General features: G+C 69.4%; 23 protein-coding genes and 1 tRNA gene. 17 read left to right on the forward strand and 7 right to left on the reverse strand.

Features of this window, described 5'->3' with window-relative positions; genetic code table 11:
* Window positions 1-6: 6 nt before the first annotated feature.
* Genes AC0IY0_RS11220 through AC0IY0_RS11235 form a run of 4 tightly spaced genes read left to right on the forward strand, consistent with a single transcriptional unit; the run spans window position 7 to window position 1371 of the window.
* Window positions 7-435: a hypothetical protein gene (locus tag AC0IY0_RS11220; protein WP_056096904.1), complete on the forward strand. Its 429-nt coding sequence runs from the start codon at window positions 7-9 to the stop codon at window positions 433-435.
* Entirely contained in the window at window positions 432-704 is a 273-nt protein-coding gene (locus AC0IY0_RS11225) for a hypothetical protein (protein ID WP_056096901.1), read from the forward strand. Before AC0IY0_RS11220 ends, AC0IY0_RS11225 begins: the two co-directional genes overlap by 4 nt.
* A complete protein-coding gene (locus AC0IY0_RS11230) occupies window positions 701-1111 on the forward strand; it encodes a hypothetical protein (RefSeq protein ID WP_056096899.1) in 411 nt (136 codons plus the stop codon). Before AC0IY0_RS11225 ends, AC0IY0_RS11230 begins: the two co-directional genes overlap by 4 nt.
* Window positions 1108-1371 carry a hypothetical protein gene (locus AC0IY0_RS11235; protein WP_056096896.1) on the forward strand — a complete coding sequence of 88 codons (264 nt, stop codon included), beginning with the start codon at window positions 1108-1110 and terminating at the stop codon, window positions 1369-1371. Before AC0IY0_RS11230 ends, AC0IY0_RS11235 begins: the two co-directional genes overlap by 4 nt.
* Here AC0IY0_RS11235 and AC0IY0_RS11240 read toward each other — a convergent pair.
* Window positions 1366-1719: a hypothetical protein gene (locus AC0IY0_RS11240; protein ID WP_056096895.1), complete on the reverse strand. Its 354-nt coding sequence runs from the start codon at window positions 1717-1719 to the stop codon at window positions 1366-1368. The two genes, AC0IY0_RS11235 and AC0IY0_RS11240, sit on opposite strands and share 6 nt — an antisense overlap.
* Window positions 1720-1800: 81 nt before the next feature.
* Window positions 1801-3321 (reverse strand): tyrosine-type recombinase/integrase, encoded by a 1521-nt coding sequence (locus tag AC0IY0_RS11245; RefSeq protein ID WP_056246677.1) that lies wholly within the window; start codon window positions 3319-3321, stop codon window positions 1801-1803.
* A gap of 118 nt (window positions 3322-3439) precedes the next feature.
* On the opposite strand from AC0IY0_RS11245, the gene AC0IY0_RS11250 reads away from it, so the two are divergent.
* Window positions 3440-3535: transfer RNA gene (locus AC0IY0_RS11250), tRNA-Met, on the forward strand.
* Window positions 3536-3630: 95 nt separating this feature from the next.
* On the opposite strand, the gene AC0IY0_RS11255 is transcribed toward AC0IY0_RS11250, so the two are convergent.
* From AC0IY0_RS11255 to AC0IY0_RS11265, 3 genes are read right to left on the reverse strand one after another with little or no spacing between them, the layout of a single operon-like run.
* Window positions 3631-4959 carry an LLM class flavin-dependent oxidoreductase gene (locus AC0IY0_RS11255; RefSeq protein WP_471763798.1) on the reverse strand — a complete coding sequence of 443 codons (1329 nt, stop codon included), beginning with the start codon at window positions 4957-4959 and terminating at the stop codon, window positions 3631-3633.
* 13 nt (window positions 4960-4972) lie between these two features.
* Window positions 4973-6016, reverse strand: coding sequence for an LLM class flavin-dependent oxidoreductase (locus AC0IY0_RS11260; RefSeq protein ID WP_471763800.1), 1044 nt, complete (start codon window positions 6014-6016; stop codon window positions 4973-4975).
* Window positions 6017-6020: 4 nt separating this feature from the next.
* On the reverse strand, window positions 6021-7007 hold the full coding sequence (locus AC0IY0_RS11265) for an ABC transporter substrate-binding protein (protein WP_471763801.1): 987 nt from the start codon (window positions 7005-7007) through the stop codon (window positions 6021-6023).
* Between the two features lie 439 nt (window positions 7008-7446).
* On the opposite strand from AC0IY0_RS11265, the gene AC0IY0_RS11270 reads away from it, so the two are divergent.
* The 8 genes from AC0IY0_RS11270 (at window position 7447) to AC0IY0_RS11305 (ending at window position 15841) form a co-directional block, all read left to right on the forward strand.
* The gene (locus AC0IY0_RS11270; RefSeq protein ID WP_471763802.1) at window positions 7447-8580 is read left to right on the forward strand and encodes a methionine ABC transporter ATP-binding protein; all 1134 of its coding nucleotides are present in this window, start codon (window positions 7447-7449) and stop codon (window positions 8578-8580) included.
* The gene (locus tag AC0IY0_RS11275) at window positions 8570-9235 is read left to right on the forward strand and encodes a methionine ABC transporter permease (protein WP_419830439.1); all 666 of its coding nucleotides are present in this window, start codon (window positions 8570-8572) and stop codon (window positions 9233-9235) included. Before AC0IY0_RS11270 ends, AC0IY0_RS11275 begins: the two co-directional genes overlap by 11 nt.
* 42 nt (window positions 9236-9277) lie before the next feature.
* Window positions 9278-10057, forward strand: a complete 780-nt coding sequence (locus AC0IY0_RS11280) for a MetQ/NlpA family ABC transporter substrate-binding protein (RefSeq protein WP_471763804.1) — start codon at window positions 9278-9280, stop codon at window positions 10055-10057.
* Between the two features lie 336 nt (window positions 10058-10393).
* Window positions 10394-11629 carry an acyl-CoA dehydrogenase family protein gene (locus AC0IY0_RS11285; RefSeq protein ID WP_471763806.1) on the forward strand — a complete coding sequence of 412 codons (1236 nt, stop codon included), beginning with the start codon at window positions 10394-10396 and terminating at the stop codon, window positions 11627-11629.
* A gap of 258 nt (window positions 11630-11887) precedes the next feature.
* A complete protein-coding gene (locus tag AC0IY0_RS11290; protein ID WP_471763807.1) occupies window positions 11888-12988 on the forward strand; it encodes an ABC transporter substrate-binding protein in 1101 nt (366 codons plus the stop codon).
* Between the two features lie 8 nt (window positions 12989-12996).
* Window positions 12997-14004: an ABC transporter permease gene (locus tag AC0IY0_RS11295; RefSeq protein WP_471763808.1), complete on the forward strand. Its 1008-nt coding sequence runs from the start codon at window positions 12997-12999 to the stop codon at window positions 14002-14004.
* On the forward strand, window positions 13998-14789 hold the full coding sequence (locus AC0IY0_RS11300; RefSeq protein ID WP_147939347.1) for an ABC transporter ATP-binding protein: 792 nt from the start codon (window positions 13998-14000) through the stop codon (window positions 14787-14789). Before AC0IY0_RS11295 ends, AC0IY0_RS11300 begins: the two co-directional genes overlap by 7 nt.
* A gap of 95 nt (window positions 14790-14884) precedes the next feature.
* Window positions 14885-15841 (forward strand): aliphatic sulfonate ABC transporter substrate-binding protein, encoded by a 957-nt coding sequence (locus AC0IY0_RS11305; RefSeq protein ID WP_471763809.1) that lies wholly within the window; start codon window positions 14885-14887, stop codon window positions 15839-15841.
* A 4-nt stretch (window positions 15842-15845) separates the two neighbouring features.
* On the opposite strand, the gene AC0IY0_RS11310 is transcribed toward AC0IY0_RS11305, so the two are convergent.
* The gene (locus AC0IY0_RS11310) at window positions 15846-17234 is read right to left on the reverse strand and encodes a class I SAM-dependent methyltransferase (protein ID WP_471763811.1); all 1389 of its coding nucleotides are present in this window, start codon (window positions 17232-17234) and stop codon (window positions 15846-15848) included.
* A 103-nt stretch (window positions 17235-17337) separates the two neighbouring features.
* On the opposite strand from AC0IY0_RS11310, the gene AC0IY0_RS11315 reads away from it, so the two are divergent.
* The 4 genes from AC0IY0_RS11315 (at window position 17338) to AC0IY0_RS11330 (ending at window position 20598) form a co-directional block, all read left to right on the forward strand.
* A complete protein-coding gene (locus AC0IY0_RS11315; RefSeq protein WP_471763812.1) occupies window positions 17338-18180 on the forward strand; it encodes a glycosyltransferase family 2 protein in 843 nt (280 codons plus the stop codon).
* Window positions 18181-18372: 192 nt separating this feature from the next.
* On the forward strand, window positions 18373-19206 hold the full coding sequence (mdcB, locus tag AC0IY0_RS11320; protein WP_471763813.1) for a triphosphoribosyl-dephospho-CoA synthase MdcB: 834 nt from the start codon (window positions 18373-18375) through the stop codon (window positions 19204-19206).
* Between the two features lie 65 nt (window positions 19207-19271).
* Window positions 19272-20042, forward strand: coding sequence for a DUF3750 domain-containing protein (locus tag AC0IY0_RS11325; RefSeq protein ID WP_419830447.1), 771 nt, complete (start codon window positions 19272-19274; stop codon window positions 20040-20042).
* A gap of 307 nt (window positions 20043-20349) precedes the next feature.
* Window positions 20350-20598, forward strand: coding sequence for a hypothetical protein (locus AC0IY0_RS11330; protein WP_471763815.1), 249 nt, complete (start codon window positions 20350-20352; stop codon window positions 20596-20598).
* A 61-nt stretch (window positions 20599-20659) separates the two neighbouring features.
* Here AC0IY0_RS11330 and AC0IY0_RS11335 read toward each other — a convergent pair whose 3' ends face one another.
* Window positions 20660-21736: a DUF2778 domain-containing protein gene (locus AC0IY0_RS11335; RefSeq protein ID WP_471763816.1), complete on the reverse strand. Its 1077-nt coding sequence runs from the start codon at window positions 21734-21736 to the stop codon at window positions 20660-20662.
* Window positions 21737-21870: the final 134 nt, after the last annotated feature.

A 21870-nucleotide genomic window follows, 5' to 3' on the forward strand; every position in this document is an offset into this window, starting at 1 on the left:
ACGACCATGTTCTCATCGAAGCTCGAAACCGCCGCGGTCGCTTGGCGCGAGGCCCGCATGAAGGCATGCGCGGCGCCCGTCGAAGGGTTCGTGAAGGACAAGAAGGGCGACAGCATCGCGGTGCCGAACCTGCAGGTCTGGACCGACCTCGGCGCCGCGGAGACCACCCTGAGCGAGGCGGTGGTGGCCCATTTGGCGAAGGAGGCCGAGTTCGCCCGGCTGGAAGCGCGCCCCAAGCTGTTCGTCATCCATGGCTGGATGCATCACGCCCCGCACGAGGAGGAGGCGTGCACCCTGGAGGAGGCAGTCCAAAGCGCCAAGGCGGCGAACGACTGGGGGTATTGGTTCCCGGAGAAGATCTGCACGGTCGCCGGCGAACTCGTGCTTGCCGAGGCAGAGCTCTACGAGCGCATCTGGGCTGAGGACGCGGCATGACCGAGTGTGGGTTCTGGTGGGCCTCGGTCGAGAGACGCGAGCCGCAGGTCGTCGAGGTCTCGGAGAGCCACGGCATCAAGTTCGTGTTCGCGACCGGGAACGACGTCGACCTCAGCGAGGCTGACGTGCGCCTGATCGAGCGGGTGCTCCCGGCCGGGCGCGCTGCGGCCGCCGTCGATAGGCTGGACGAGATCGCCGGCGAGTTGTGGCCATGGCGCGTGGTGGAGGAGATCTCCGCCATCCTGCTGATCGAGGAGAGTGGGGCATGACGACCGATGCGGCCGCGCTGGCCAAGATCGAGGGATGGACGTCCATCTGTGGCGACAAGCCGGAGGTCCTCGTCCATGAGCTCGCTGAACTCGGGTTCGTGATCATGCGCCGGTCCGAGATCGATGCCCTGGCTGATGCCATGTGGCAGTGCCTCGACGACATGGGCGCACAAGGCCAGGGCGTGTGCCTCGCCTCGAAGGCCAAGGCCCGGGTCGCCTACGAGCCATTCCGGGTCGACGCCGATGGCGAGGAGGCGCCCGTCGACTACCCGCTTGAGGAGGCCGAGCGCACCCTGGAGTGGATACGGGATGGACTTCGGCACGAGCTCATCCGGCCCGTGACGGTCCTGCCGTGGTCGGACGAGGCCGTCTCGCCGCTGATCAAGATCGATGGAGGCAAGGCATGACCAAGTCATCCGACGTCGCCGACTGGATCTCGGAGAACGTGGCGCTGTCCCCGCCGGGCGCCTCGGTGCGCCTGTCCGGCTACCAGCGCGCCATCGTCGAGGCCATAGCGGACCCGGCGGTGAAGGTGCGATTCCCGACGCCGGCGGAGATGTGGCGGGCAGGCCAGCGCACGGAGGCGGCCCACCTTATGCTGTGGGCGGCCCTGCAAGGGCGAGGACGTCTTGCTCTGCGAGCGGACGCCGGTTGCCTCGGCCTATGAGTGGAGGGTTCGGCCTTCGCCGAACACCTGCCATGCCGCATGCGCCTCGGCCTTCTCGCGGAACATGACCGGGACGCTCACGAGATCGATTTCCTCGCCGGGCTCCCTGCGCTTGTCGAGGATCGCCTGACCCTTCAGGACGGCCACGCCGTAGCCGCCGATGTTGTGCTTGGTCGGGTCCGGTTCGGGCCAGTAGCCGTACACGACGTCCCCGTTGGCCATGAGGATGTTCAGCGCGTCGGCCGGGATGGGCTCCTGGGCGATCATGCCGATGTTCGCCTTGGCCGGCTCGATCATCTCGGCGAGGTACGAGATGAGCTCGGGGCTCTCAGGGGTATAGCGCTTCATGATGGTGTCCTCCGGTGATGGGGACACCATGCAGGCCGACCCGTCGCCTTTGATTGAATCCAATCGATCAAATACGACGCATCAGGCCGCTTTTGCCTCGCGTTCGGCGGCGGCCTTGGCCTTCTCCTCGGCTTCCTTCGCAGCCTTCAGCGCAGCCGTTTTGGCCTTGCCGGCGGCCTCGTTCTCGCGGCGCCGGCGCGTGATGTCCGCCCGGAGCGTCGACAGGTCCGGGAGCACCGTCGCCGCGACCTGCTCGTCGACCCAGGCGCACCACTGCTCCATCACGGGCGCCTTCTGGTCGAGGCGGTCGTCAGCCGTGTAGTGCCGCTCCAAGACGTCGTCGCTCCTGATGCCCTCGTTGTGATCGAGCACGAGTTTCACCGTGTCGCGGGACACCCGGAACTCGTGCTGCAGGGTCGTTGACAGGCAACGCCGCAGGTCGTGCGGGGACGCCTTGATCCCCAGGTCGATGAGCCTGTGGTTGATGGCGGCGTCGGACATGTGGCCGAACGCATCGCCGCCCGCCTTCTTCGGGCGGATCTGGGGGAACAGGTACGGCGAGCCGCCGGTCCGGCGTAGCTGCTCCTGGATGCGGGCCCACAGCGCCGGCGGAAGCGGAACGACGTGCCGGTGCTTGTCCTGGCGCTTCGCCGCGGTCTTGCGGTGGCTCGGGCCCATCGACCACACGCCCCAGCCCGGCATCTCGATCCAGTCGACGAAATCGACGGTCAGGGCGCCGGCGACGGGACGACGGCGCTGGCCGGTCGCGATGAGGAGCTCCAGCGACATCGAGACCGAGCGGTCGAGGATGCCGGATCGCGCGACCGCGACCGCGGTCCCGACCTCGGCCGGCGTCGCGATGTAGGTCCCCGGCTCCTTTCCGTTCGAGCGGACCTTGGCCTCGGTCGAGCGCTCGGGCGCCTTCAGGCCCGCCATCGTCGTCGTGACGCCGGAGAGGTGCTGCCGCCGGTCCTCGGCCATGTACCCCCAGAAGGGGCGCAGGACGCTGGCCAGGTGCTCGGCATGCCGCTCCCGACCGCTCGCGTGGATCTTGTCGACGATGACCGCGAGCTCCGACCGGGTGATGCCGCGGACCTGGCGATTGGCGAGGACCGCGAGCTCGGGTTGCCCGAGCATCACCCGGTAGTCGTTCCAGGTGTCGTGGCGGCGGATGCGCTTCACCTCCGCGAGGTACGATTCCCGCGCCTCCTCCCAGCGCCAGTTCAACAGGTGCGGGATCTCGGCCTCGAACGCCGCGACCAGGGCGGGGTCGCGCTGCGGCCGGGCATGCGCCATGCCGAGACCGACGTACTGGTCACGGAGCCACTCCTCACCGAGCTCGGCATGGGGCGAGTTGAGGGCCTTGCGCGCCGCCCCGGCGATGCTCCGGGCCTGCTCCAGATCGAGGATCCCCGGCACGCCGATCTTCAACCGCATCGTCCGGTCGCCCCTCTCGAACTTGAGGCCCCAGCTTGGGCCCCGCGGCTTGATGCGGAGGATGAGGCCGGGCGCCCCCTTGTCGATGACGTCGTAGGGGGTCACGCCCGCCTTCGCCTTCGCCACGTGCTTGTCGACGGATTGCTGGGTGAGGGTGACGGCCACGGGCTACTCCGACGAACAGGGGCGGAACTGGGGCGGGGACTCTGGGGCGGGGTTCGGCCTGGTCGCAAGAGGGGAAACGGTGTCATGGTGAAGACCGGCAGCGCCATCAGGGGGTTATGGCGGGGTCGTCAGGGCCTGAAAACGGGGGCGGAGTGCCTAGACACTTGGAATCATAATCCTCGTGTCGGGGGTTCGAGTCCCTCTCCCGCTACCATTCGTTTCAACCCGCCCGTTCAGTGACGTGGCGGGTTTTCTTATGGCTCGGTGGCGGATGCGGAGCTCGCTGGCGCCCGTCAGGGTCGTGAGCAGCTAAACCCTGTTGGCGGCAGGCTTCCAGGCCGGGCGATCGAGGCCGAGATGGTCCCGGAGCGTCACGCCGCCATACTCCCTCCGAAACAGACCGCGCCGTTGCAGGATTGGTACGACAGCGTCCACGAAGGTTTCGAGGCCTTCCGGCAGGACGTCCGGCATCAGGTTGAACCCGTCGGCGGCGCCCGCCCGGAACCAGGCCTCGATGTCGTCGGCGATCTGCTCTGGCGTGCCCACGACGATGCGGTGCCCGACGCCGCCGCCGAGGGCGCGGAGCAACGCACGCACCGTCAGATTGTCCCGTCGGGCCAGCGCGACGGTGCCGGCGAACATCGTGTGGTTGGCATCGGGCGGCAGCGGCAGCGGATCGGGCAGCGGCTTGTCGAGGTGGAGTCGCTCTGGGTCGATCCGGAGCGTCCCGGCGAGGCGCGCCACGCTGTATTCCAGCGGAACCAGCTCCCACAGCGCGTCCTGGCGCCGACGCGCCTCGGCCTCCGTGGCGCCGATCACCGTGGCGAGGCCGGGGAGCACCACGATGGCGGCCGGATCGCGGCCGTACCGTGCGGCCCGGGCACGCAAGTCGGCCGCATAGGCCGCGCCCTCCGGGATGGTCTGGGCGAGGGAGAACACCGCGTCCGCGGTGGCGGCGGCCAGTGCGCGGCCGTCCTCCGAGCCGCCGGCCTGGACAGTCACGGGGCGTCCCTGAGGCGAGCGCGGCACTGTGAGCGGGCCGGCGACTTTGTAATGGACGCCGCGATGGTCGATCGCGTGGACCTTGTCGCCGTCGGCGAAGCGCCCGCTCGCCTTGTCGCCCACCAGGGCGTCGTCCTCCCAGCTGTCCCAGAGGGCGTGGACGACCTCCGTGAACTCGCGGGCGCGGGCGTAGCGCGCCCCGTGCTCGGAAACCCCGGCGAAGCCGAAATTACGGCCCGCGGCGGCATCCGCCGTGGTCACCACGTTCCACCCGACCCGGCCGCGGCTGACGAGGTCGAGCGTCGCGAAGCGCCGGGCCAGGTTGTAGGGCTCGTTGTAGCTGGTCGAAGCAGTGGCGATCAGCCCGACATGGGTGGTCGCAGCGGCCACGCTCGCCAGAACGATGGTCGGTTCGAGCGCCATGAACGGCCGGTAGTCGATCCGGTCGTTGATCGCCGGCGTGTCGGCCAGGAAGATCGCATCGAACTTGCCCCGCTCCGCGATGCGGGCGACGCGCACGTAGTGGTCGATGTCGATGAAGGCGTCCGGCCGGCTGTCCGGCAATCGCCAGGCCGAGGGATAGACGCCGGAATGCAGCAGGTTGACGTTGAGGTGAAGCTGGCGCTGCGCGGTCATCGAAGGTCCCGGATCAGCGGACGCGCGGCAGGACGTGCTCGGCGAACCGGCGCATCTCGGCCTCGAACGGCTGGAACTGCAGCATGAACAGGGCGATGCCGGCCTCGTGGAAGGCGCGGATGCGGGCCGCCACCGTCTCGTAGCTGCCCACCAGCCCGGCCGCGGTGCCGCCGTTGGTGCCGACATGGCGGCTCGCCGCCGCGTCGGTCTTGGCGAACATCACGCTCGCCGTATCGGTCCGGGCGCGGGTGTCGGCGCGCAACGCCGCGTCGCGCTGCGCCAGGGCGAGGAGGCGGTCCTGCTCGGCTTGTGCCGCCGCGTCGGTCTCGCGGGCGATGACGAAGGCCGAGAGGCCGTAGCGCAAAGGCCCGTTGGCCGCGTGCCGGCGGTGCATGTCGGCGATCAATTCACGGACGTCATCCAGCGGCTGGCCGTTGATGAACCAGACGTCGGCATGGTCGGCCGCCAGCGCCCGGGCGGGTTCGGATTCGCCGCCGACATAGATCCGAGGCCGCGGCCGATGGGTGCCCGCCGGGCGAAGCTGGTAGTCCTGGACCTGGAAATGCGCGTCCGACGCGGTGACGCGCTCACCCCGCATCAGGCGGTCCACGAGGCTGATCCACGCGCGGCCGTAGGCATAGCGGTCGTCATGGGCCGGGAACGGTAGGCCGGCCCGCTCGAACTCGGCCCGGTTCCAGGCATTCACGAGGTTCAGTGCGAAGCGACCGCCGCTGATATGCTCGATCTGGAGGGCCATCTTGGCCAGCACCACCGGGTGGTACAGGCCCGGCTTGATCGCCGCGATGATCTCGATGCGCCGGGTCAGGGCCGCCAAGGCCGCCGTGGCGGTCCAGGCTTCGAGCTGGTCGCGCTGCTCGTCGTAGGGGTTCATCGTGTGCTGCGCGACCAGCACGGAATCGAAGCCCAGGGCTTCGGCCGCGAGCACCAGGGCGCGGTTGCGCTCCCAGCTCGCGTCGTCCGGCTCGTCGGGATCGTGGTGGGCGGCCCGGGAGCCGTGGACGGCGGCCCAGATGCCGAAACGGGGTGCGTCGGCCATCGAGTCAGCCCCTCACCGCGGGCGGCGTCCAAATCGGGACGGCGGTGGCGTCGATCCGGCGCGGGATCAGCTTGGCGTCGAGGAAGGTGTCGGCGATCGCCTGCTGCTCGCCGAGCTGGACCCGCTCCACCGGCTCCACCCGGTAGGTACGCCGGGTATTGGCCGCGGCCACGACGGCGGGGGGCAGGTCGCCCCAGACGGGGGCCAGCAGCGCCACCGCCGCATCCGGGTTGGCCTTCGCCCACTGGCCCGCTTCGACCAGCGCCCGGTACACGATGGCCACCACCTCCGGATGGGCGGCGACGAAGCTGTCATTCACGAGGTAATAGCGGTGGTAGCTGGTCAGGCCTGATCCGTCGGCGATGGTGCGCACCGGCCGCTTGGCCTCGGCGAAGGCCAGGAACGGGTCCCAGATCGACCAGGCATCGAGGCTGCCCTGCTCGAACGCGGCGGCCCCCTCGGGCGCCTGGAGATAGGCCGGCCGGATGTCGTCGAAGCCGAGGCCGGCCCTTTTCAGCGCCGCGGCCAGGACGTAATGGCTGCCGGACCCGCGCGAGACGCCCACCGTCCGGCCCTTGAGGTCGGCGACGGTGCGGATCGATGAGTTCGCCGGCACGATGATCGCCTCGGCGGCCGGCGCGCCGCGCTCGCGGGCGTAGAAGGTCAGCGGCGCCCGCGCAGACTGCGTGAAGATCGGCACCGCGTCGGCGACGTCGGCGTGGATGTCGACCGCGCCGGCATTCATCGGTTCGAGGACGTTTGTGAACAGGTGCCAGGTCGGCGTGAAGCCCAGCGGCGCCAAGCGCTCGGCCAGGGTGCCCTTCACCTTGAGGATCGTGAACAGCACCGAGGAGCGCTGTATGCTGATCTTTACCTCGCGCGCCGCTGCAAGCACCGCGGGCGACGCGAGGGGCAACGCCGCCGCGCCCAGACCGGCCAAGAGGAGGCTTCGGCGGGACGGGGACCGTCCAGCGGGCATATCGTCGGTCATGGTGGTCTCCGGTCGGCCAGCGCCCGTCCGCGTGCGTGCCGGAACCGAAAGGGCCGGTTCGACGGTGGCTGAAGTGCGCGATCACTATTGAAACCCGCGGGCGGGATGCGATCAATGAAACAAGGTTTCGAATGCGCAGCGCTTCGAAGAGCAGACGTTCTCCATGATCCGCAAGACGGGGGACGGAGATTTCTGAAGACAGAGTTTTCGGCGGACCTGTTCGCTGCTCTCTCGGCCGCGAGTGCAGTCGCCCGCCGATGCGAGATGGAATAATTCTCTGCCGTCTAGCAGGATTGTGAAAAAATAGTCTCTGCCGGCGGCGAACTATGTACCCGGCTTTCCTTGACCCCGCTCGGCGTCGAACGTCATACAGCTTGCTCTCAGATCACCCGATCATATTGCGGACCCGCGGGTCCCGCTCGAGGAGCACCCACAGGCTGTGTCCACCCTGCCGTCGCCCCGCGAACCCGCCGACGTGCCGCTGATCCGGTTCGAGAACGTCTCGAAGACCTATCCGGCGCGGAAGGGCGCGGCGCTGGTCACGGCGCTGTCCGGGATCGACCTGTCCGTTCCGGCCGGGACCATCCTCGGGGTGATCGGGCGCTCCGGTGCGGGCAAGTCGACGCTGATCCGCCTGATCAACGGCCTCGAACGGCCGAGCGCAGGGCGGGTGATGGTCGGCGACGCGGAGGTGTCGAGCCTGCCCGAGCGGGAGTTGCGGACCGTGCGGGCGCGGGTCGGCATGATCTTCCAGCACTTCAACCTGCTGTCCTCGCGGAATGTGGCCGACAACGTCGCCCTCCCCCTGGAACTCGCGGGCTGGAAACGCGCGGCGATCCGCGCCCGCGTGGCGGAACTGCTCGCCCGCGTCGGGCTGGAGGCCCAGGCCGGGCGATACCCGGCGGAGCTATCGGGCGGGCAGAAGCAGCGCGTGGGCATCGCGCGGGCGCTCGCGACCGAGCCGGAGGTGCTGCTCTCGGACGAGGCCACCTCCGCCCTCGACCCGGAGACGACCCGCGCGATCCTGGCGCTGCTGAAGCGGATCAATCGCGACCTCGGCCTGACCATCGTGCTCATCACCCACGAGATGTCGGTGATCCGGGCGGTGGCGGACGACGTCGCGGTGATCGACCACGGCGCGATCGTGGAGCGCGGCACGGTCTACGAGGTGTTCACCCGGCCGCAGGCCGAGGTGACCCGCAGCCTCCTCGCCGGCGAGGTCGGCCTCGACCTGCCGGCCGCGCTGGCCGAACGGATCTCCGCCGATCCGCGCCCCGGCGGCGTGCCGGTGCTGCGCCTCGCGCTGCGGGGGGCGCAGGCCGACACCGCGATCATCGCCCGGCTCGCCCGCGAGACCGGGATCGAGGCGGTGATCCTGGCCGGCGCGGTGGACGAGATCGCCGGCCGGCGCTTCGGCTCCCTGGCGCTCGGCCTGTCGCCGGGGCCGGACGTCACCGCGCGGGCCCAGGCCTATCTCGCCGCGCTCGGCATCCCGGCCGAATTCCTCGGCTATCTCCCGCCGGCCCAGGACGTCGCCCAAGACGTCGCGCAGGGAGCCGCCCGTGTCGCCTGAACTCATCGCCCTCCTGGTCCAGGCCACCGCCGACACGCTGACCATGGTGGCGCTCGCGTCCGCCATCGGCACGCTGTTCGGCCTGCCGCTGGGGGTGTTCCTGGCGACGAGCCAGCGCGGCGAGCTGCTGGCGGCGCCCGCGCTGAACGCCGCCCTCGGGGTGATCGTTAACGCGACGCGCTCGACGCCCTTCATCATCCTGGTCGTGGCGATCATTCCGTTCACCCGCCTGGTGGCGGGCACCTCGATCGGTACCTATGCCGCCAGCGTGCCGCTGACGGTGGCGGCCACGCCCTACATCGCGCGACTGGTCGAGGCGGCGATCCGCGAGGTCGATCACGGCCTGGTCGAGGCCGCCCGGGCGTTCGGGGCGAGCCCGGCGCAGATCATCCGCAAGGTGCTGATCCCGGAGGCGCTGCCCGGCATCGTCCTGGGGCTGACCCTCGCGGTGGTGTCTCTGGTCGGCTACTCGGCCATGGCCGGCGCGGTCGGCGGCGGCGGGCTCGGCGACCTCGGCATCCGCTACGGCTACCAGCGCTTCCGGCCCGACATGATGCTGGCGGTCGTGGTCGTCCTGATCGTGCTCGTCCAGGTGTTCCAGAGTGCGGGCGAGCGCTTGGCGCGCCGGCTCAACCGGCGCCACCGCCAGAGCTGATCCGCATAAGACGTCGGCCCCGAAATCGCGAGATCGTCCGCCATGTTGCGTCGCCTGGTGCTTGCCGCCCTCCTCATGATGCCCGGTATCGGGCACGCGGAGGCCCTGAAGCGTGTCCGCATCGGCGCGACGCCGGGGCCGCACGGGCAGATCCTCGAGGCGGCGAAACCCGTCGCGGCGCGCAACGGCCTCGACCTGCAGATCATCGAGTTCTCGGATTACGTGGTGCCGAACGAGGCGCTCTCGGCCGGCGAGATCGAGGCGAACTCGTTCCAGAACCAGCCCTTCCTCGATAATCAGAAGGCCGACCGCGGCTACAAGATCGTCGCCGCAGCCACGACGGTGAACTTCCCGCTCGGGATCTACTCGAAGCGCCACAAGACCTTCGACGCGGTGCCGACCGGCGGCACGGTGGCGATCCAGAACGACCCGACCAATGGCGGCCGCTCGCTGCTGCTCCTGCAGGACAAGGGCGTGATCAAGCTGAAAGCCGGCACCGGGTTCAAGCCGACGGTGGCCGACATCGTCGAGAACCCGCGCAAGCTCCGGTTCATCGAGGTCGACGCGGCGCAGACGCCCCGGTCCCTGGACGATGTCGACGCCGCCGCGGTGAACACCAACTTCGCCACGCCCGCCGGCCTGAAGCCCTCGGACGCGATCCTGAAGGAGGAGCCGAAGGGCCCCTACGTCAACCTCCTGGCGGTCCGCGAGGCCGACCGCGACCAGCCCTGGGTGAAGGCGCTCGTGGAGAGCTACCGCAGCCCCGAGGTCAAGGCCTTCATCGAGAAGACGTTCGGCAGCACAGTGCTGCCGAGCTGGTAGCGGACGCACCGCCCCGCGCACTCCCGGCCGTGGTTCGCGACGCGATTCGTCCGGCGGCACCGCTGAGCGTTTTCCGGGCGCGGGGCCTCGATAAGTCCGGACTGGGCCGAGCGTGCCGCTTTCCGGCTCGAACGATGTTCCGCCGAAGAGCGCGCCGCGAGAACCGCGCGTTCATGCAGTCGTTCGTCAGGAGATCGAGGTTCCAAATCGATCGACGACGGTCGTTTTTCCCGCGATCCGGCTTGAGATCGTGGCTCGACTTGGCGAATCCATAGGTCCCGCCCCGAAGGCCTGCAGGTTTTCGGCAGCGTCGATCAACGTGGAAAGCTTCAGGCGATGGCGCAGTGGGATGCGGGTTGGGGCGCTGGCCCGAGCGAGCGCTACGAGGATTTGGCCGCGCGCTTCCGGCCCACCTTCGCCGGGATCCGCGCCACCGCGGTTGAGCGCGACCGCACGCACCGCCTGCCGCATGCCGAGATCGGGTGGCTGAAGGAGGTCGGCTTCACCACGTTGCGCCTGCCGTCCGAGGCCGGTGGCCACGGGGCCAGCCTGCCCGAGCTGTTCAACCTGCTGATCGAGCTGTCGCAGGCCGATTCCAATGTCACCAACGCCCTGCGCGCCCATTTCGGCTTCACCGAGGACGTGCTTGGCTCGACCGCGCCGGACTGGCGGACCCGCTGGATCGCCAGGATCGCCGCCGGCGAGACCGTGGGCAGCGGTGTCTCCGAGACCGGATCCGCCAAGGTCGGCCAGTTCGATACCGTGGTCCGTCGGCGGGGTGCCGAGCGGGTCGTGTCGGGCAGAAAATTCTACACCACCGGCTCCCTGTTCGCGGACTACATCCACCTCTCGGCCGATGACGAGGACGGGGCGGCCCTGGTGGCGGCTGTCCCGACCGGGGCGCCCGGCGTCGCGATCGTCGACGACTGGGACGGGTTCGGCCAGGCGCTCACCGCGAGCGGCACGATCCGGTTCGACGACGTCGTCCTGCCGCCCGACCTGATCAAGCCCGATCCGGCCCGCTTCCCCTACGCGATGGCGTTCTTCCAGCTCGTCCACCTCGCGACGCTCGCCGGCATCGGGCGTGCCGCCGCCGAGGATGTCGGGCGCCTGGTGGCCGAGCGGACCCGTGTCTACAGCCACGGCAATGCCGGGCGGAATGCCGAGGATCCGCAGATCCTGGCCGTGGTCGGCCGGGTGCGCGGCAACGCCTACGCGGCCGGCGCCGTGGCGCTGAAGGCGGCCGAGGCCCTGCAGCGCGCCTATGAGCTGCACCGCGACGCGGGTGGCCGGGGGACCGAGGCGCAGGCGGTGCGCGCCACGGCGCTCGCCGTTGTCGAGGTCAACCAGGCGGTCACGGTGGTCACCAACCTCGTGCTGGAGGCGACCACGATCCTGTTCGACGCGCTGGGCGCTTCGGCGGTGAAGCAGGGGCTCGGCCTCGACCGCTACTGGCGCAACGCCCGCACCATCGCGTCGCACAACCCACGGATCTACCGGGACCGGATCGTCGGCGCCTTCGCGGTGAACGGCACCGAGCCGCCACGCCAATATCGCGTCGGCACCGCCTGAAGTGATCCGCCGCCGGGGGCGGCGCTGGAGATCATCCGCGTCTTTTGGGCAAGCAAGCGAAAAACGTTTCCGAGTCCACGAAAAGATCAGAAGACGCTTTCATTGACTCGGCGTCGGCCTGACTGAATATTGGATCCGTTGATCCCTCGACGGATCATTCACTCGAATTGAGGATGCACGATGTGCTCGGCCGCGCGGTCGGGCCACGTCCTGCGTCGGCCCAGCCTACCGCGCGTTCGCGCGGCCCGGAGACGTGCGATGATCGACGACCCGTCAGATTCGGGATCCGAAGCGTGCGGCCGTATGCCCTCGCGCCGCCTGATGCTGCGGGCGGGCGTCGCCGCGATGGCCACCCCGTTCGGCTTGGGGATGGGCGCGAGCCAGGCCTGGGCGCCCGGACCCGGCGCGCCGTTCGATCCCGGTCCGCTCTGCCGGCCAGCGGCGGTCGAGGCTCCATCGGGCCCGCTGCGGCCGGTCAAGCTGGCCTGGAACGCCACGGCGATCTGCACCGCCGCCGCCCCGCTCGCCAAGGAGCAGGGCATCTTCGCCAAGCACGGCCTCGACGTCGAGTTCGTCAATTTCGGCGGTGCGACCGAGGCCCTCCTGGAGGCCATCGCAACGGGCAAAGCTGATGCCGGGATCGGCATGGCTCTACGCTGGCTCAAGCCCCTGGAGCAGGGTTTCGACGTGAAGATCACCGCCGGCCTGCATGGCGGCTGCCTGAGGCTGCTGGCCGACAGGTCCAGCGGCATCACCGACATCGAATCGCTCAAGGGCAAGACCATCGCGATCAGCGACCAGGCGAGCCCAGCCAAAAACTTCTTCAGCCTTCAGCTGGCCAAGGTCGGGATCGACCCCGACAGCGGCGTCACGTGGCGGCAATACCCGGCCGACCTGTTGAATCTCGCCGTGCAGAAGGGTGAGGCGCAGGCCCTGGCCGACGGCGACCCGCGCACCTGGATCTGGTTGAAGGACCCGCGCTTCACCGAGATCGCGACGAACCTGTCGGGGGAATACGCGGACCGCACCTGCTGCGTCGTGGCGGTCCGCGGCAGCCTGTTGCGGAACGACCGGGCGGTCGCCGCGTCCCTTACCCGGGCGATCCTGGAGGGCGGCCACGCCGTCCACGAGAACCCGGAAGCGGCCGCGAAGGCCTTTGCCGGGTATGGCGGCAAGGGATCCATCGAGGATCTGGCCACGATGCTGCGCAGCCAGCAGCACGGCGACAGTCCGGTCGGCGGCCGTCTCAAGGAGCAACTCGCCCGTTACGGCGATGAGCTGAAGCTGGTGAACGTCCTGAAGCGCTCGACCGATACGGCGAAGTTCGCCGAGCGGATCTACGCCGACGTGCTGAGCTGAGCCGCCTCATGTCCGGAAGCATCACCGCCGGGACGGCCCCGCGCAGCACCGCCGCCGAACCCGCTCGCCTTTCTGGTCCGCCCTGGCGCATCGTCCTGGCCGGCCTCGCCTGGCTGGCGCTCGCGGGCCTGACATCGCAGTTGCCCGAGGCGGGCGACTTCCCGAGGACGGCCGTATTCGCGCAGGGATCGGCAGCCATCGGGCTCGCGCTGCTGCCGCTGGGTCTCCTGGCCGGCTCGCTCGGCACGATCGGGGCGCGTCTGCGGCACAAGAGCCCGTGGCTAACCGTGGTGGCCATCGCCCTTCTGGCCTGGGAACTGGTCACGGCGAAGCTCGATCTCCTGCCGATGCCGTTCTTCCCGCCGCCCCAGGCGATCCTGGAGGTATTCCTCGACGATTGGCGAAAGCTCGGCGGCAGCACGCTGAACTCGCTGATCCTGCTGGCGGGCGGCTACGCCATCGGGTCGAGCGTCGGCTTCGTCCTCGGCGTCGCCATCGGAACCTCCAAGGCGGTCGGCTACTGGGCGCATCCGGTGCTGCGCTTCGTCGGCCCGCTCCCGGCGACCGCGTGGCTGCCGCTCGCCTTCTTCGTCTTCCCGTCTTCGTGGTCGGCCAGCACCTTCCTGGTCGCTCTGGCCACCGGCTTCCCGGTGACGGTGCTGACCTGGTCCGGGGTGGCAGGCGTCAACAAGGCCTATTTCGACGTGGCGCGGACGCTCGGTGCCTCGCGCAGCTTCCTGATCCTGCGGGTGGCGATCCCGGCAGCGCTGCCGCACGTCTTCGTCGGGCTGTTCATGGGGCTCGGCGGCTCCTTCGCGGTGCTGGTGGTGGCCGAGATGCTCGGCGTGAAATCGGGCCTCGGCTGGTACCTGCAATGGGCGCAAGGTTGGGCGGCCTACGCCAACATGTACGCGGCGCTCATCGTGATGGCCCTGATGTGCTCGTCGCTGATCACCCTGCTGTTCCGTCTGCGCGACCGCCTACTCGCGTGGCAGAAGGGGCTGGTGCAATGGTAGCCGCCGCGTTGGAACGTCCAGCGAACCTGATTCTCGGCGCGAGCCTGCACGCGGAGGCGGTGAGCCACGCCTTCGATATCCGCGGCGCGCCCCTGTCGGTGCTCGATCGCGTCAGCCTCACCGTCGCGCCGGGCGGGTTCGTGGCTCTGCTCGGCCCCTCGGGATGCGGCAAGTCCACGCTGCTGAGGCTCGTCGCCGGGCTGGAGCCGCCCGACCAGGGGGCCATCACGGTCGACGGCCAGCTGGTCGAGGGGCCGGATCCGTCCCGCCTGCTCGTCTTCCAGGATCCGACGCTCTACCCCTGGCGGACCGTGCGCGGGAACGTGGCGCTCGGGCTCGAGGCCCAGGGCGTCGGCCGGACGGCCCGCGCGGCGCGGATCGAGCAGGCCTTGGGGCTCGTCGGGCTGTCCGGCTTCGCGGACGCCTATCCGCACCAACTCTCCGGCGGCATGGCCCAGCGGGCGGCCCTGGCCCGGGCGCTGGTCAACGAGCCGCGGTTGCTGCTCCTCGACGAACCGTTGGGCAAGCTCGACGCGCTGACCCGGCTGGCCATGCAGGCCGAGATCCTGCGCCTCTGGCAGGAGAAACGCTTCACGGCAGTGCTGGTCACGCACGACGTCGAAGAGGCGCTGATCCTGGCCGAGCGCGTGATCGTGCTCGGCGACCGCCCGGCCGCGATCCGGGCGGAAATCCCGGTCGAGGTCCCCTACCCCCGCCACAGGGACGATCCCGACCTCATTCGCCTGCGCCGGACGATCCTGGAGATCCTCGGCCAGGCGACCTGATCGGGATCGGCCGGCTGCGTCACACCCGCCGCTTGGTCCGGAGGCCCGCGCCCGGTGGTAGAGTGCCGTCATCGCTCCCCACCTCGGATCACCCGATGCCCGCCTCCCGCCGAAGCCTGATCGCCGGCCTTGCCGCAGTCGCCCTTCTCACGCCTCAGCGCGCCGCCCGGGCGGCCACGGTACTGCGGATCGGCTACCAGCGGTCCTCAACGCTGATCGCGCTGCTGCGCCAGAACGGCAACCTGGAGAAGGCGCTGGCACCCCTCGGGACCGCGCTATCCTGGCACGAATTCACGAGCGGGCTTCCGATCATGGAGGCGCTGAACGCCGGGCAGATCGACGTCTCGGCCGACGTGGCCGACACCGTGCCGATCTTCGCGCAGGCAGCCGGGGCCCGGATCACCTACATCGCCCAGGAAGCGCCCTCCCCGGACGCGCAGGCGATTTTGGTGCCCGAAGCCTCGCCCGCCAAGACAGTGGCCGACCTGCGCGGCCAGCGGGTCGCCGTCACCAAGGGTGCAGGCAGCCATTACCTGCTGCTCGCCGCCCTCGCGGAGGCGGGCATGACCTTCAAGGACATCACCCCGGCCTACCTGACGCCGGCGGACGGCCGGGCCGCGCTCACCAGCGGCGGCGTCGAGGCCTGGGTCGCCTGGGATCCGTTCCTGTCCGCCGCCCGGCAGCAATCCGGCGCGCGGGTCCTGCGCGACGGCACCGGGCTGTCACAATACAAGCGCTACTACCTCGCGGCCGACCCCTACGTGGCCGCCAACGGTCCGGTGCTTGCCGCGCTGTTCGTCCAGCTGGCCGAGACCGGCGCCTGGGTGAAGGCGCAGCCGGACGACGCGGCCGCGCGCCTGGCGCCCCTGTGGAAGATCGAACCGGAGGTGATCCTGCGGGCGAACGCGCGGCGCAGCTACCGGGTGGAGCCGGTGACCCGGGCCGGCCTCTCCGAGCAGCAGAAGATCGCCGACGCCTTCCGGGCCGAACGCCTCTTGCCCCGCCCGGTGGACGCGTCCGCCCTCGCAATCTGGGCGCCCCCGGCGCGCTGACACCTCAGGCGCGGGGGACGCCGAGAACCTTCCGGCTTTCCTCCGCCAGCACCGCGTGACGCACTGCGACCGGGCCCTCGGTGGGCGTCTCCTGGGCGGCCTTGGCGATGATCGCCTTGAACCGTTTCTTGTCCCAGGAGCGGGGGCCCAGGGATTTCGACACGGCCTCGAGCACGACCCGCACGGCCAGCGACCGCTGGCGTTCCCGCGCCAGCTCGGCGGCCAGGAGCGGATCCGCGAACTGCGCCGCGCCGATCGGCACGACCAGGACCGCGTTGTCGGCCAGCGTCGGATCGTCCTCGCCGAGCCCCGCCGGATCGTCGGAGGCTTTCCGCGGGTGCAGGATCTTCGTCGCCTCGTTCAGCAGGATCTGGTGCTGGATCGGAGCCAGGGCGTTCGCGGGAACGTCCTGGCCGGCGAGTGCGATCAGCTCCCTGAACCGGCGGCGCTTCAGGCCGAACCGACCGGTGCTGGCCTGCACGGCCGCGAGCACTCGCTTCAGCGCTGCCGTGCGGTATTCGGCGCGCAGGAGCCGGTCGCGTAAGGTCGCCGCCGTCTCGCTGAGCGGCCCGTCCGGTAATTGTCGTGCCTGATCGGCCAGTTCCAGGATCACGCGCTGCATCAGGGCTGTGCGTTGCCGCTGGGCCTCGTCGTCGGAGGGGCGCGATGCACCCTTGCGCAGCCAGACGAAGAACTCCGTCGCATGCCGCTCCTGGATGTCCTCGACCGCAAGATCGAGATAGCCGAGCAGCGACAATTCCAGGATCATCAGGCTGAAGCTCGACGGCACGAACACCCAGGCATGCGCGTCGGTGTAATCGGGACGCTGGGCGGCCGCATGCCATTGCGGTGCGTCGGTAAGCGGGCAGACCGGTTCGGCCGGCTGGCAGTCGCCGGCGGCCCAAGCGCCGGCACCGCCCGGCTTCAACGCCATGTTCAAGGCGTAGTCGATATGCGTGCGCAGCGTGTGCCGGTCCCGGCGCTCGAGGAACGCCGTGATCGCGTCTGCCGTGCCGGAGAGCGGGCGGTAGAAGTCGAAGCACTTGCGTTTGTCCGGCACGGCCAGGATCACGACGCCATCCGGCTTCAGCAACGTCTCCGCGGCCTTCAGGAACGTCACGATGTCGGTGGTGTGCTCGATGACGTGGCTGGCGATGAAGGCGTCGAAACGTCCATGCTGATCGCTCGGGACCGCATCGGCAAGAGAACCGCCGGTCCAGACGATGTCGACCTCCTCGATCCGATCTATCGTCTGATCATGGTATTTCCGGAGGAGGTCCTCGCGCGACGCGTGGTCGACGACGATCGTGTTCCAACCGTCGCGCTTCGGAGCAAGTGGATTGAAACTGGGTCCGATCTCGATGATCCGCGCGTCCTTGCTCAGAGATCGCAACAGTTGCGGCGCTCGCTCCATGTTCAGCTTAGCTCCTCATTAGCGTGCCGCCGCGTACGATGGCGGCGGAGGATCGACATTTCGTTGCGGAGGAAAAGGTCCGGTGCAGAAAAGGCCGCTCGCCGTGGTCACCATGGCCTACAATGAAAGCACGATGTTACCGCTGTGGTTGAGGCATTACGACCGGCAGGTCGGGGCCGAGAACTGTTACGTTCTCGATCACGGATCCGATGACGGCTCGACGATGGGGATCCCAGCGAACCGGATCCGGTTGCCCAGGACGCCGCTGGACGAATGGGCGCGCGTGAATACAATTCGCGATTTTTGTGCTTCGTTATTCATCGGCTTCAAATGCGTGCTCTTCACCGATACCGACGAATTGGTCGTTGCCGATCCGGATGTCACATCATCACTGTCGGACTATATCGCGTCACGGGATGTGCCGCCGGTCCTCGATCTGTTCGGCGCCGACGTCCGCCATGTCGAGGGTGAGGCACCGATCGACCTCCAGCGGCCGATATCGCTGCAACGCGGATATATCCGCTCGATCTCGTCCCTCTGCAAGGCGACGCTGATCTCAAAGCGTACCGATTGGCATATCGGTTTTCACTGTGTCGTCCACGATCATCGACCGAAATTCGGCGATCTTTTCTTGTTTCATCTGGCGCATTGCGACAACGATATCTTGTTCGAGCGCCAGAAGAAGCGCAACGCCGCCGCACCGATCAGTATTCCGGATTCGCACCACGCCATTCCGCCGTCAGAGTTTCGGGATCATATCAAGACCGAGCTTGCCGGACTCACGAGACGACGCATCCAGCTGCGCGCCGGGGAAAATCTCTTCGAAACGACGAAGAGACTATTCGCCGACGCTATCGAGCGCAAGAGTTGGGCGCAGGCGCCTGATCTTTGGCAATTGCCGGAGCGATTTGTCGGAACGTTTTGACGGCTTTGAGGGCGCGGCCCGCTCGGACGCCCGTCGCAGCGGTTCGATTGACCGCTGCGCGGGTGGTGCGTAGCAGCTTACCGTTGCCGACAAGCCGTTATCTTCACGGGCCGCAGATCGCGCGGGGCCGGGCAGCACGATCGATCATAGCCGCGTGGGAGAGGCCGCATCTTCGACCTGTGCGTTCAGAACATGCAGCACGCTTCGGACCCTTGGCCCGAGCGCGTGGCGGATCTCGCGCACGCGGCGCTCATCGACGAGCTTGAGACGTGGCCCAAGCCCGGTCTCGTCAGCCCGGTCGATTCCGGCAGCCACCATGACATGGATGCCGGCACCCTGCGGCGGAGCGCGGCGGCGATCCGCCCGTTCTTCGTGGCGCTCGTGTCGGCCGGCCGCGAAGGCGCTGGAATGGACGAGCTGCGGGCGATCGGGTTGCGGGCCGAGGCGGCGATGCTGGAGGCGACCGGCGGCGTCAACGCCCATCGCGGCGCGATCTTCGCCCTGGGGCTGATCTGTGCCGGCGCCGGTGTCACCGGGGACATCCCGGCCTCGGCCGAGGCCCGGGCCGAGGCCGTGGGCCGGCTGTGGGGCGGGGCCATCGCGGAGGCGCAGACTTCCGCCGACAGCCATGGCGGTCGGGCCGCCCGCCGCTACGGCGTCGGGGGCGCCAGCGCGGAAGCCGCCGCCGGTTTCCCGACCATCCGGGCCGTGGGCCTTCCGGCCCTGCGCCTCGGCCGTGCCCAGGCGCCGGACGATCCCCACGCTGCGCGCGTGCAGTGTTTCTTCGCGCTCCTCGCGATCCTGGACGACACCAACCTGCTTCACCGCGGCGGCGCCGAAGGATTGGCCCGGGCGCGGGCCGCCGCGACGGATTTCCTCGAAGCGGGGGGAATCGCCGACCCGGGTTGGCGTGACCGCGCCGTGAGGATCCATCGCAGCTTCGTGTCGGCGCGGCTCAGTCCCGGCGGGTGCGCCGACCTCCTGGCCACGACGCTTTTCCTCGAGGCGTTGTCCCAGCCGTCGTGACCGTACGCGGGCCCGGCCGGCGCGCTCCGTTCGGCCGCATGGGAACGGGCCCGATCCGTGCCTACATGAGAAGCATCGTCCATCACGCCCCGGCCAAACCCGTGTCCCTGCTCAGGTTCGCGTTCCTCGCGCTCGTCCTCGTCTTCCTGGTACCGGTCGCGGTCTCGGCGACCCTGTATTGGCTGCGCGCGAGCGGCGACTGGCGCTCCGCGGACCGGTCCAGCGCCGGCCTGCTTCCGCCGGCCGAATCGAATCCGTCGGCCGTCGTCCGGATCTTCTCCGCCCGCACCGTGAGCTGGCGCGGGATCGTGGCGACCCACAGCTGGATCGTGATCAAGGGGACCGGCGAACGCAGATACCGGCGCTTCGATTACACGGCCTGGGGCGAGCCGATCTGGATCGACCGCTTCGTCCCGGACGGGCGCTGGTTCGGCAACCCGCCCGAGATCGTGTTCGCGGCGGACGGGTCCGACGCGGAAGCGATGCTGCCGCGCATCCGCAAGGCCGTGGCCGAGTACCGCTACGCGCGCCCCGGAGATTACGTGGTGTGGCCGGGTCCGAACTCGAACACCTTCGTGGCGGCCGTGATGGCGGCGGTGCCCGAGATGCGGGCCAGCCTCCCCGCCACGGCGATCGGCAAGGACTTTCCCTATGACGGCCGCTGGATCGGGTGGACGCCGTCCGGGACCGGTATCCGGATCAACCTCGGCGGCTATCTCGGGTTGACGCTCGCCTGGGTCGAAGGGCTGGAGTTGAACCTGCTCGGCGGCGTCGCCGGGATCGATCTGCGCCGTCCGGGCATCAAGCTGCCCGCGATCGGTCGCCTCGGCATCTGACGGCCGTTTGAACCGGCCCGTCGATCGGATCCTGTCCGGCAGGGAAGCGCGAACGGATTTCAGACGGCCGCTACATCACAACGTCGTTTCATCGCATAGCATAGGCTCGGCCGAGCTTAGTGCAATCGAACCAAATCGGTATAAAGACACCCATCGATTCGGCGCGGTGAGCCGTTTTTAGGCACCGACGTCGATTTTGCATCTTGCTTGATCATGTCGACACGGGCGACATGACTCACAGGGAGAATATTGAAGTTGAAATTTTGTATGCCAGTTCGTTGCGCGGACGGTATCCGGAGACGTGTTCATGACGAGGGATTCCGACACCACCCGGTTTGAGCCCAGCGAGCGGCTGGCCCGCATCTCGGACGCGTTGGACCTCCCGTTATCGGTCTTCTACGGTGGCGGGCAGGATGCCGCCGTCGCCCAGGGCGCCGACGAGGGGACCGGATACCTGCTCGCGCTCATCGCCGCGTACCTGCGGGACGCGAAGCCCGAGGCCCGCCGCAGGTTCCTGCAATCGGTGGAGGCGCTCATCCAGGCCGAATCGCTGTGACGGAACCGGGGCCCCGCCGCCTGATGCGCAGTGGCGGGAACCAGCGCCGTCCCGAGACGCCTCAGTTGCCGTTCCGGGCGATCTGGGTGCGGGCCGGGCTCGCGGCCAGGCTCGGCAGCGGATCCTGCGTGCCAGCCACCACCACGAGGCGTTGGATTTCGCCCCGCAGGTAAGCCTGCAGGAATCGTTCGTAGTCGCGGAACGAGACGCACCCGTTCGAATCACCGCGCGGTCCGAGCATGAACGTATGGGCCAACAGCCCGACGCGGCCGTAGACGGCCTCGTTGCCGCCGACCGGGGTGAGCCGGATCGCCCGCACGCCATGGAACAGCTGCTCCCGCTCCCGGAGGTCGTAGGTGCCGGGCGGTGTCGGGCCGCGCATCCGCACGTTGACCATCCGCGGCTCGTCGAGGCCTTCCCCGAGGCCGGAATGCGCTTCGAGCTTCTCGCCGTTCGGCAAAATAACGATGCGCGCCGCGATGTTGTAGATCGCGGTCCCGGCCGTGGGGCGCGTGTCGGTGGGGGCGAGCGGCGGCGAGATGCGCCGCTGCGGCACGAGATCGGCCGGCCGGCTCTCGAGGGCCGCGTAGGCCAGGGCCGGTGCGCGCTCGACGCCGAACAGTTTCTCCAGGAACGAGCGGTCGTCCTCGCGGGGCTGTGCCGGAAGCGGCGGCAGCTCGCGTCGGGCCACGCGCCGCTCGGCCCTGCGGCCGAGATCGGGTCCGCGCGCGGACCGGAATTCGGGCGGCCTCGGAACCGGGAGCGGAACGGTCATCGCCGTGCGCGGGGGCGCCGTGATTTGGGTCTCCGGCACGGGGGCCGGAATCGACGGGGCTGGGGAGGGTTCGATCCCCGACCACGCCCAGCGCGACAGGGGACCACCGGTCGCGTCGCGCCAGGCCTCGTCGACCGGCGCTTCCGCCGCGAGCGGCACGGTATCCGGGGCCGACTCGAACCTCATACTCTGGCGGTCGGGAACGGCCGGCCTGTCGTCGGCCCGTTGAAGGGGCAGCTGAAGAAGCCCGCTCCCCAGGGCCGACAGCGCGACCGCCGCGGTCAGGACCGCCAGCGGGCCCGCACAGGAGCGGCGTGCCATCCGGGTGGTGGGGCCGCCGTGCGGCACGGAGTCGATAGCCATGCGGGCGCCAATGCTCTCGTCGCGGAGCGGGCGCCTGCCGGATCATCGCCACCGCGGTCCCTGAGAACCGTCGATGGGTATCGATGGGCCGGCCGGCCCCGCCGGGACGAAACAGCGGGACCGGGCCGGCTTTT

It is taken from the genome of Methylobacterium sp. AC315, assembly GCF_979253755.1.

Excerpts from the sequence above, each read along its gene's own strand:
- mdcB (WP_471763813.1), top strand. The coding sequence starts at position 18,373 with ATGCAGCACGCTTCGGACCCTTGGCCCGAGCGCGTGGCGGATCTCGCG.
- AC0IY0_RS11300 (WP_147939347.1), top strand. The coding sequence starts at position 13,998 with ATGGTAGCCGCCGCGTTGGAACGTCCAGCGAACCTGATTCTCGGCGCG.
- AC0IY0_RS11305 (WP_471763809.1), top strand. The coding sequence starts at position 14,885 with ATGCCCGCCTCCCGCCGAAGCCTGATCGCCGGCCTTGCCGCAGTCGCC.
- AC0IY0_RS11225 (WP_056096901.1), top strand. The coding sequence starts at position 432 with ATGACCGAGTGTGGGTTCTGGTGGGCCTCGGTCGAGAGACGCGAGCCG.
- AC0IY0_RS11235 (WP_056096896.1), top strand. The coding sequence starts at position 1,108 with ATGACCAAGTCATCCGACGTCGCCGACTGGATCTCGGAGAACGTGGCG.
- AC0IY0_RS11265 (WP_471763801.1), bottom strand. The coding sequence starts at position 7,007 with ATGACCGACGATATGCCCGCTGGACGGTCCCCGTCCCGCCGAAGCCTC.
- AC0IY0_RS11335 (WP_471763816.1), bottom strand. The coding sequence starts at position 21,736 with ATGGCTATCGACTCCGTGCCGCACGGCGGCCCCACCACCCGGATGGCA.
- AC0IY0_RS11295 (WP_471763808.1), top strand. The coding sequence starts at position 12,997 with ATGTCCGGAAGCATCACCGCCGGGACGGCCCCGCGCAGCACCGCCGCC.
- AC0IY0_RS11220 (WP_056096904.1), top strand. The coding sequence starts at position 7 with ATGTTCTCATCGAAGCTCGAAACCGCCGCGGTCGCTTGGCGCGAGGCC.
- AC0IY0_RS11330 (WP_471763815.1), top strand. The coding sequence starts at position 20,350 with ATGACGAGGGATTCCGACACCACCCGGTTTGAGCCCAGCGAGCGGCTG.
- AC0IY0_RS11255 (WP_471763798.1), bottom strand. The coding sequence starts at position 4,959 with ATGACCGCGCAGCGCCAGCTTCACCTCAACGTCAACCTGCTGCATTCC.
- AC0IY0_RS11285 (WP_471763806.1), top strand. The coding sequence starts at position 10,394 with ATGGCGCAGTGGGATGCGGGTTGGGGCGCTGGCCCGAGCGAGCGCTAC.
- AC0IY0_RS11280 (WP_471763804.1), top strand. The coding sequence starts at position 9,278 with ATGTTGCGTCGCCTGGTGCTTGCCGCCCTCCTCATGATGCCCGGTATC.
- AC0IY0_RS11240 (WP_056096895.1), bottom strand. The coding sequence starts at position 1,719 with ATGAAGCGCTATACCCCTGAGAGCCCCGAGCTCATCTCGTACCTCGCC.
- AC0IY0_RS11260 (WP_471763800.1), bottom strand. The coding sequence starts at position 6,016 with ATGGCCGACGCACCCCGTTTCGGCATCTGGGCCGCCGTCCACGGCTCC.
- AC0IY0_RS11290 (WP_471763807.1), top strand. The coding sequence starts at position 11,888 with ATGATCGACGACCCGTCAGATTCGGGATCCGAAGCGTGCGGCCGTATG.
- AC0IY0_RS11325 (WP_419830447.1), top strand. The coding sequence starts at position 19,272 with ATGAGAAGCATCGTCCATCACGCCCCGGCCAAACCCGTGTCCCTGCTC.
- AC0IY0_RS11230 (WP_056096899.1), top strand. The coding sequence starts at position 701 with ATGACGACCGATGCGGCCGCGCTGGCCAAGATCGAGGGATGGACGTCC.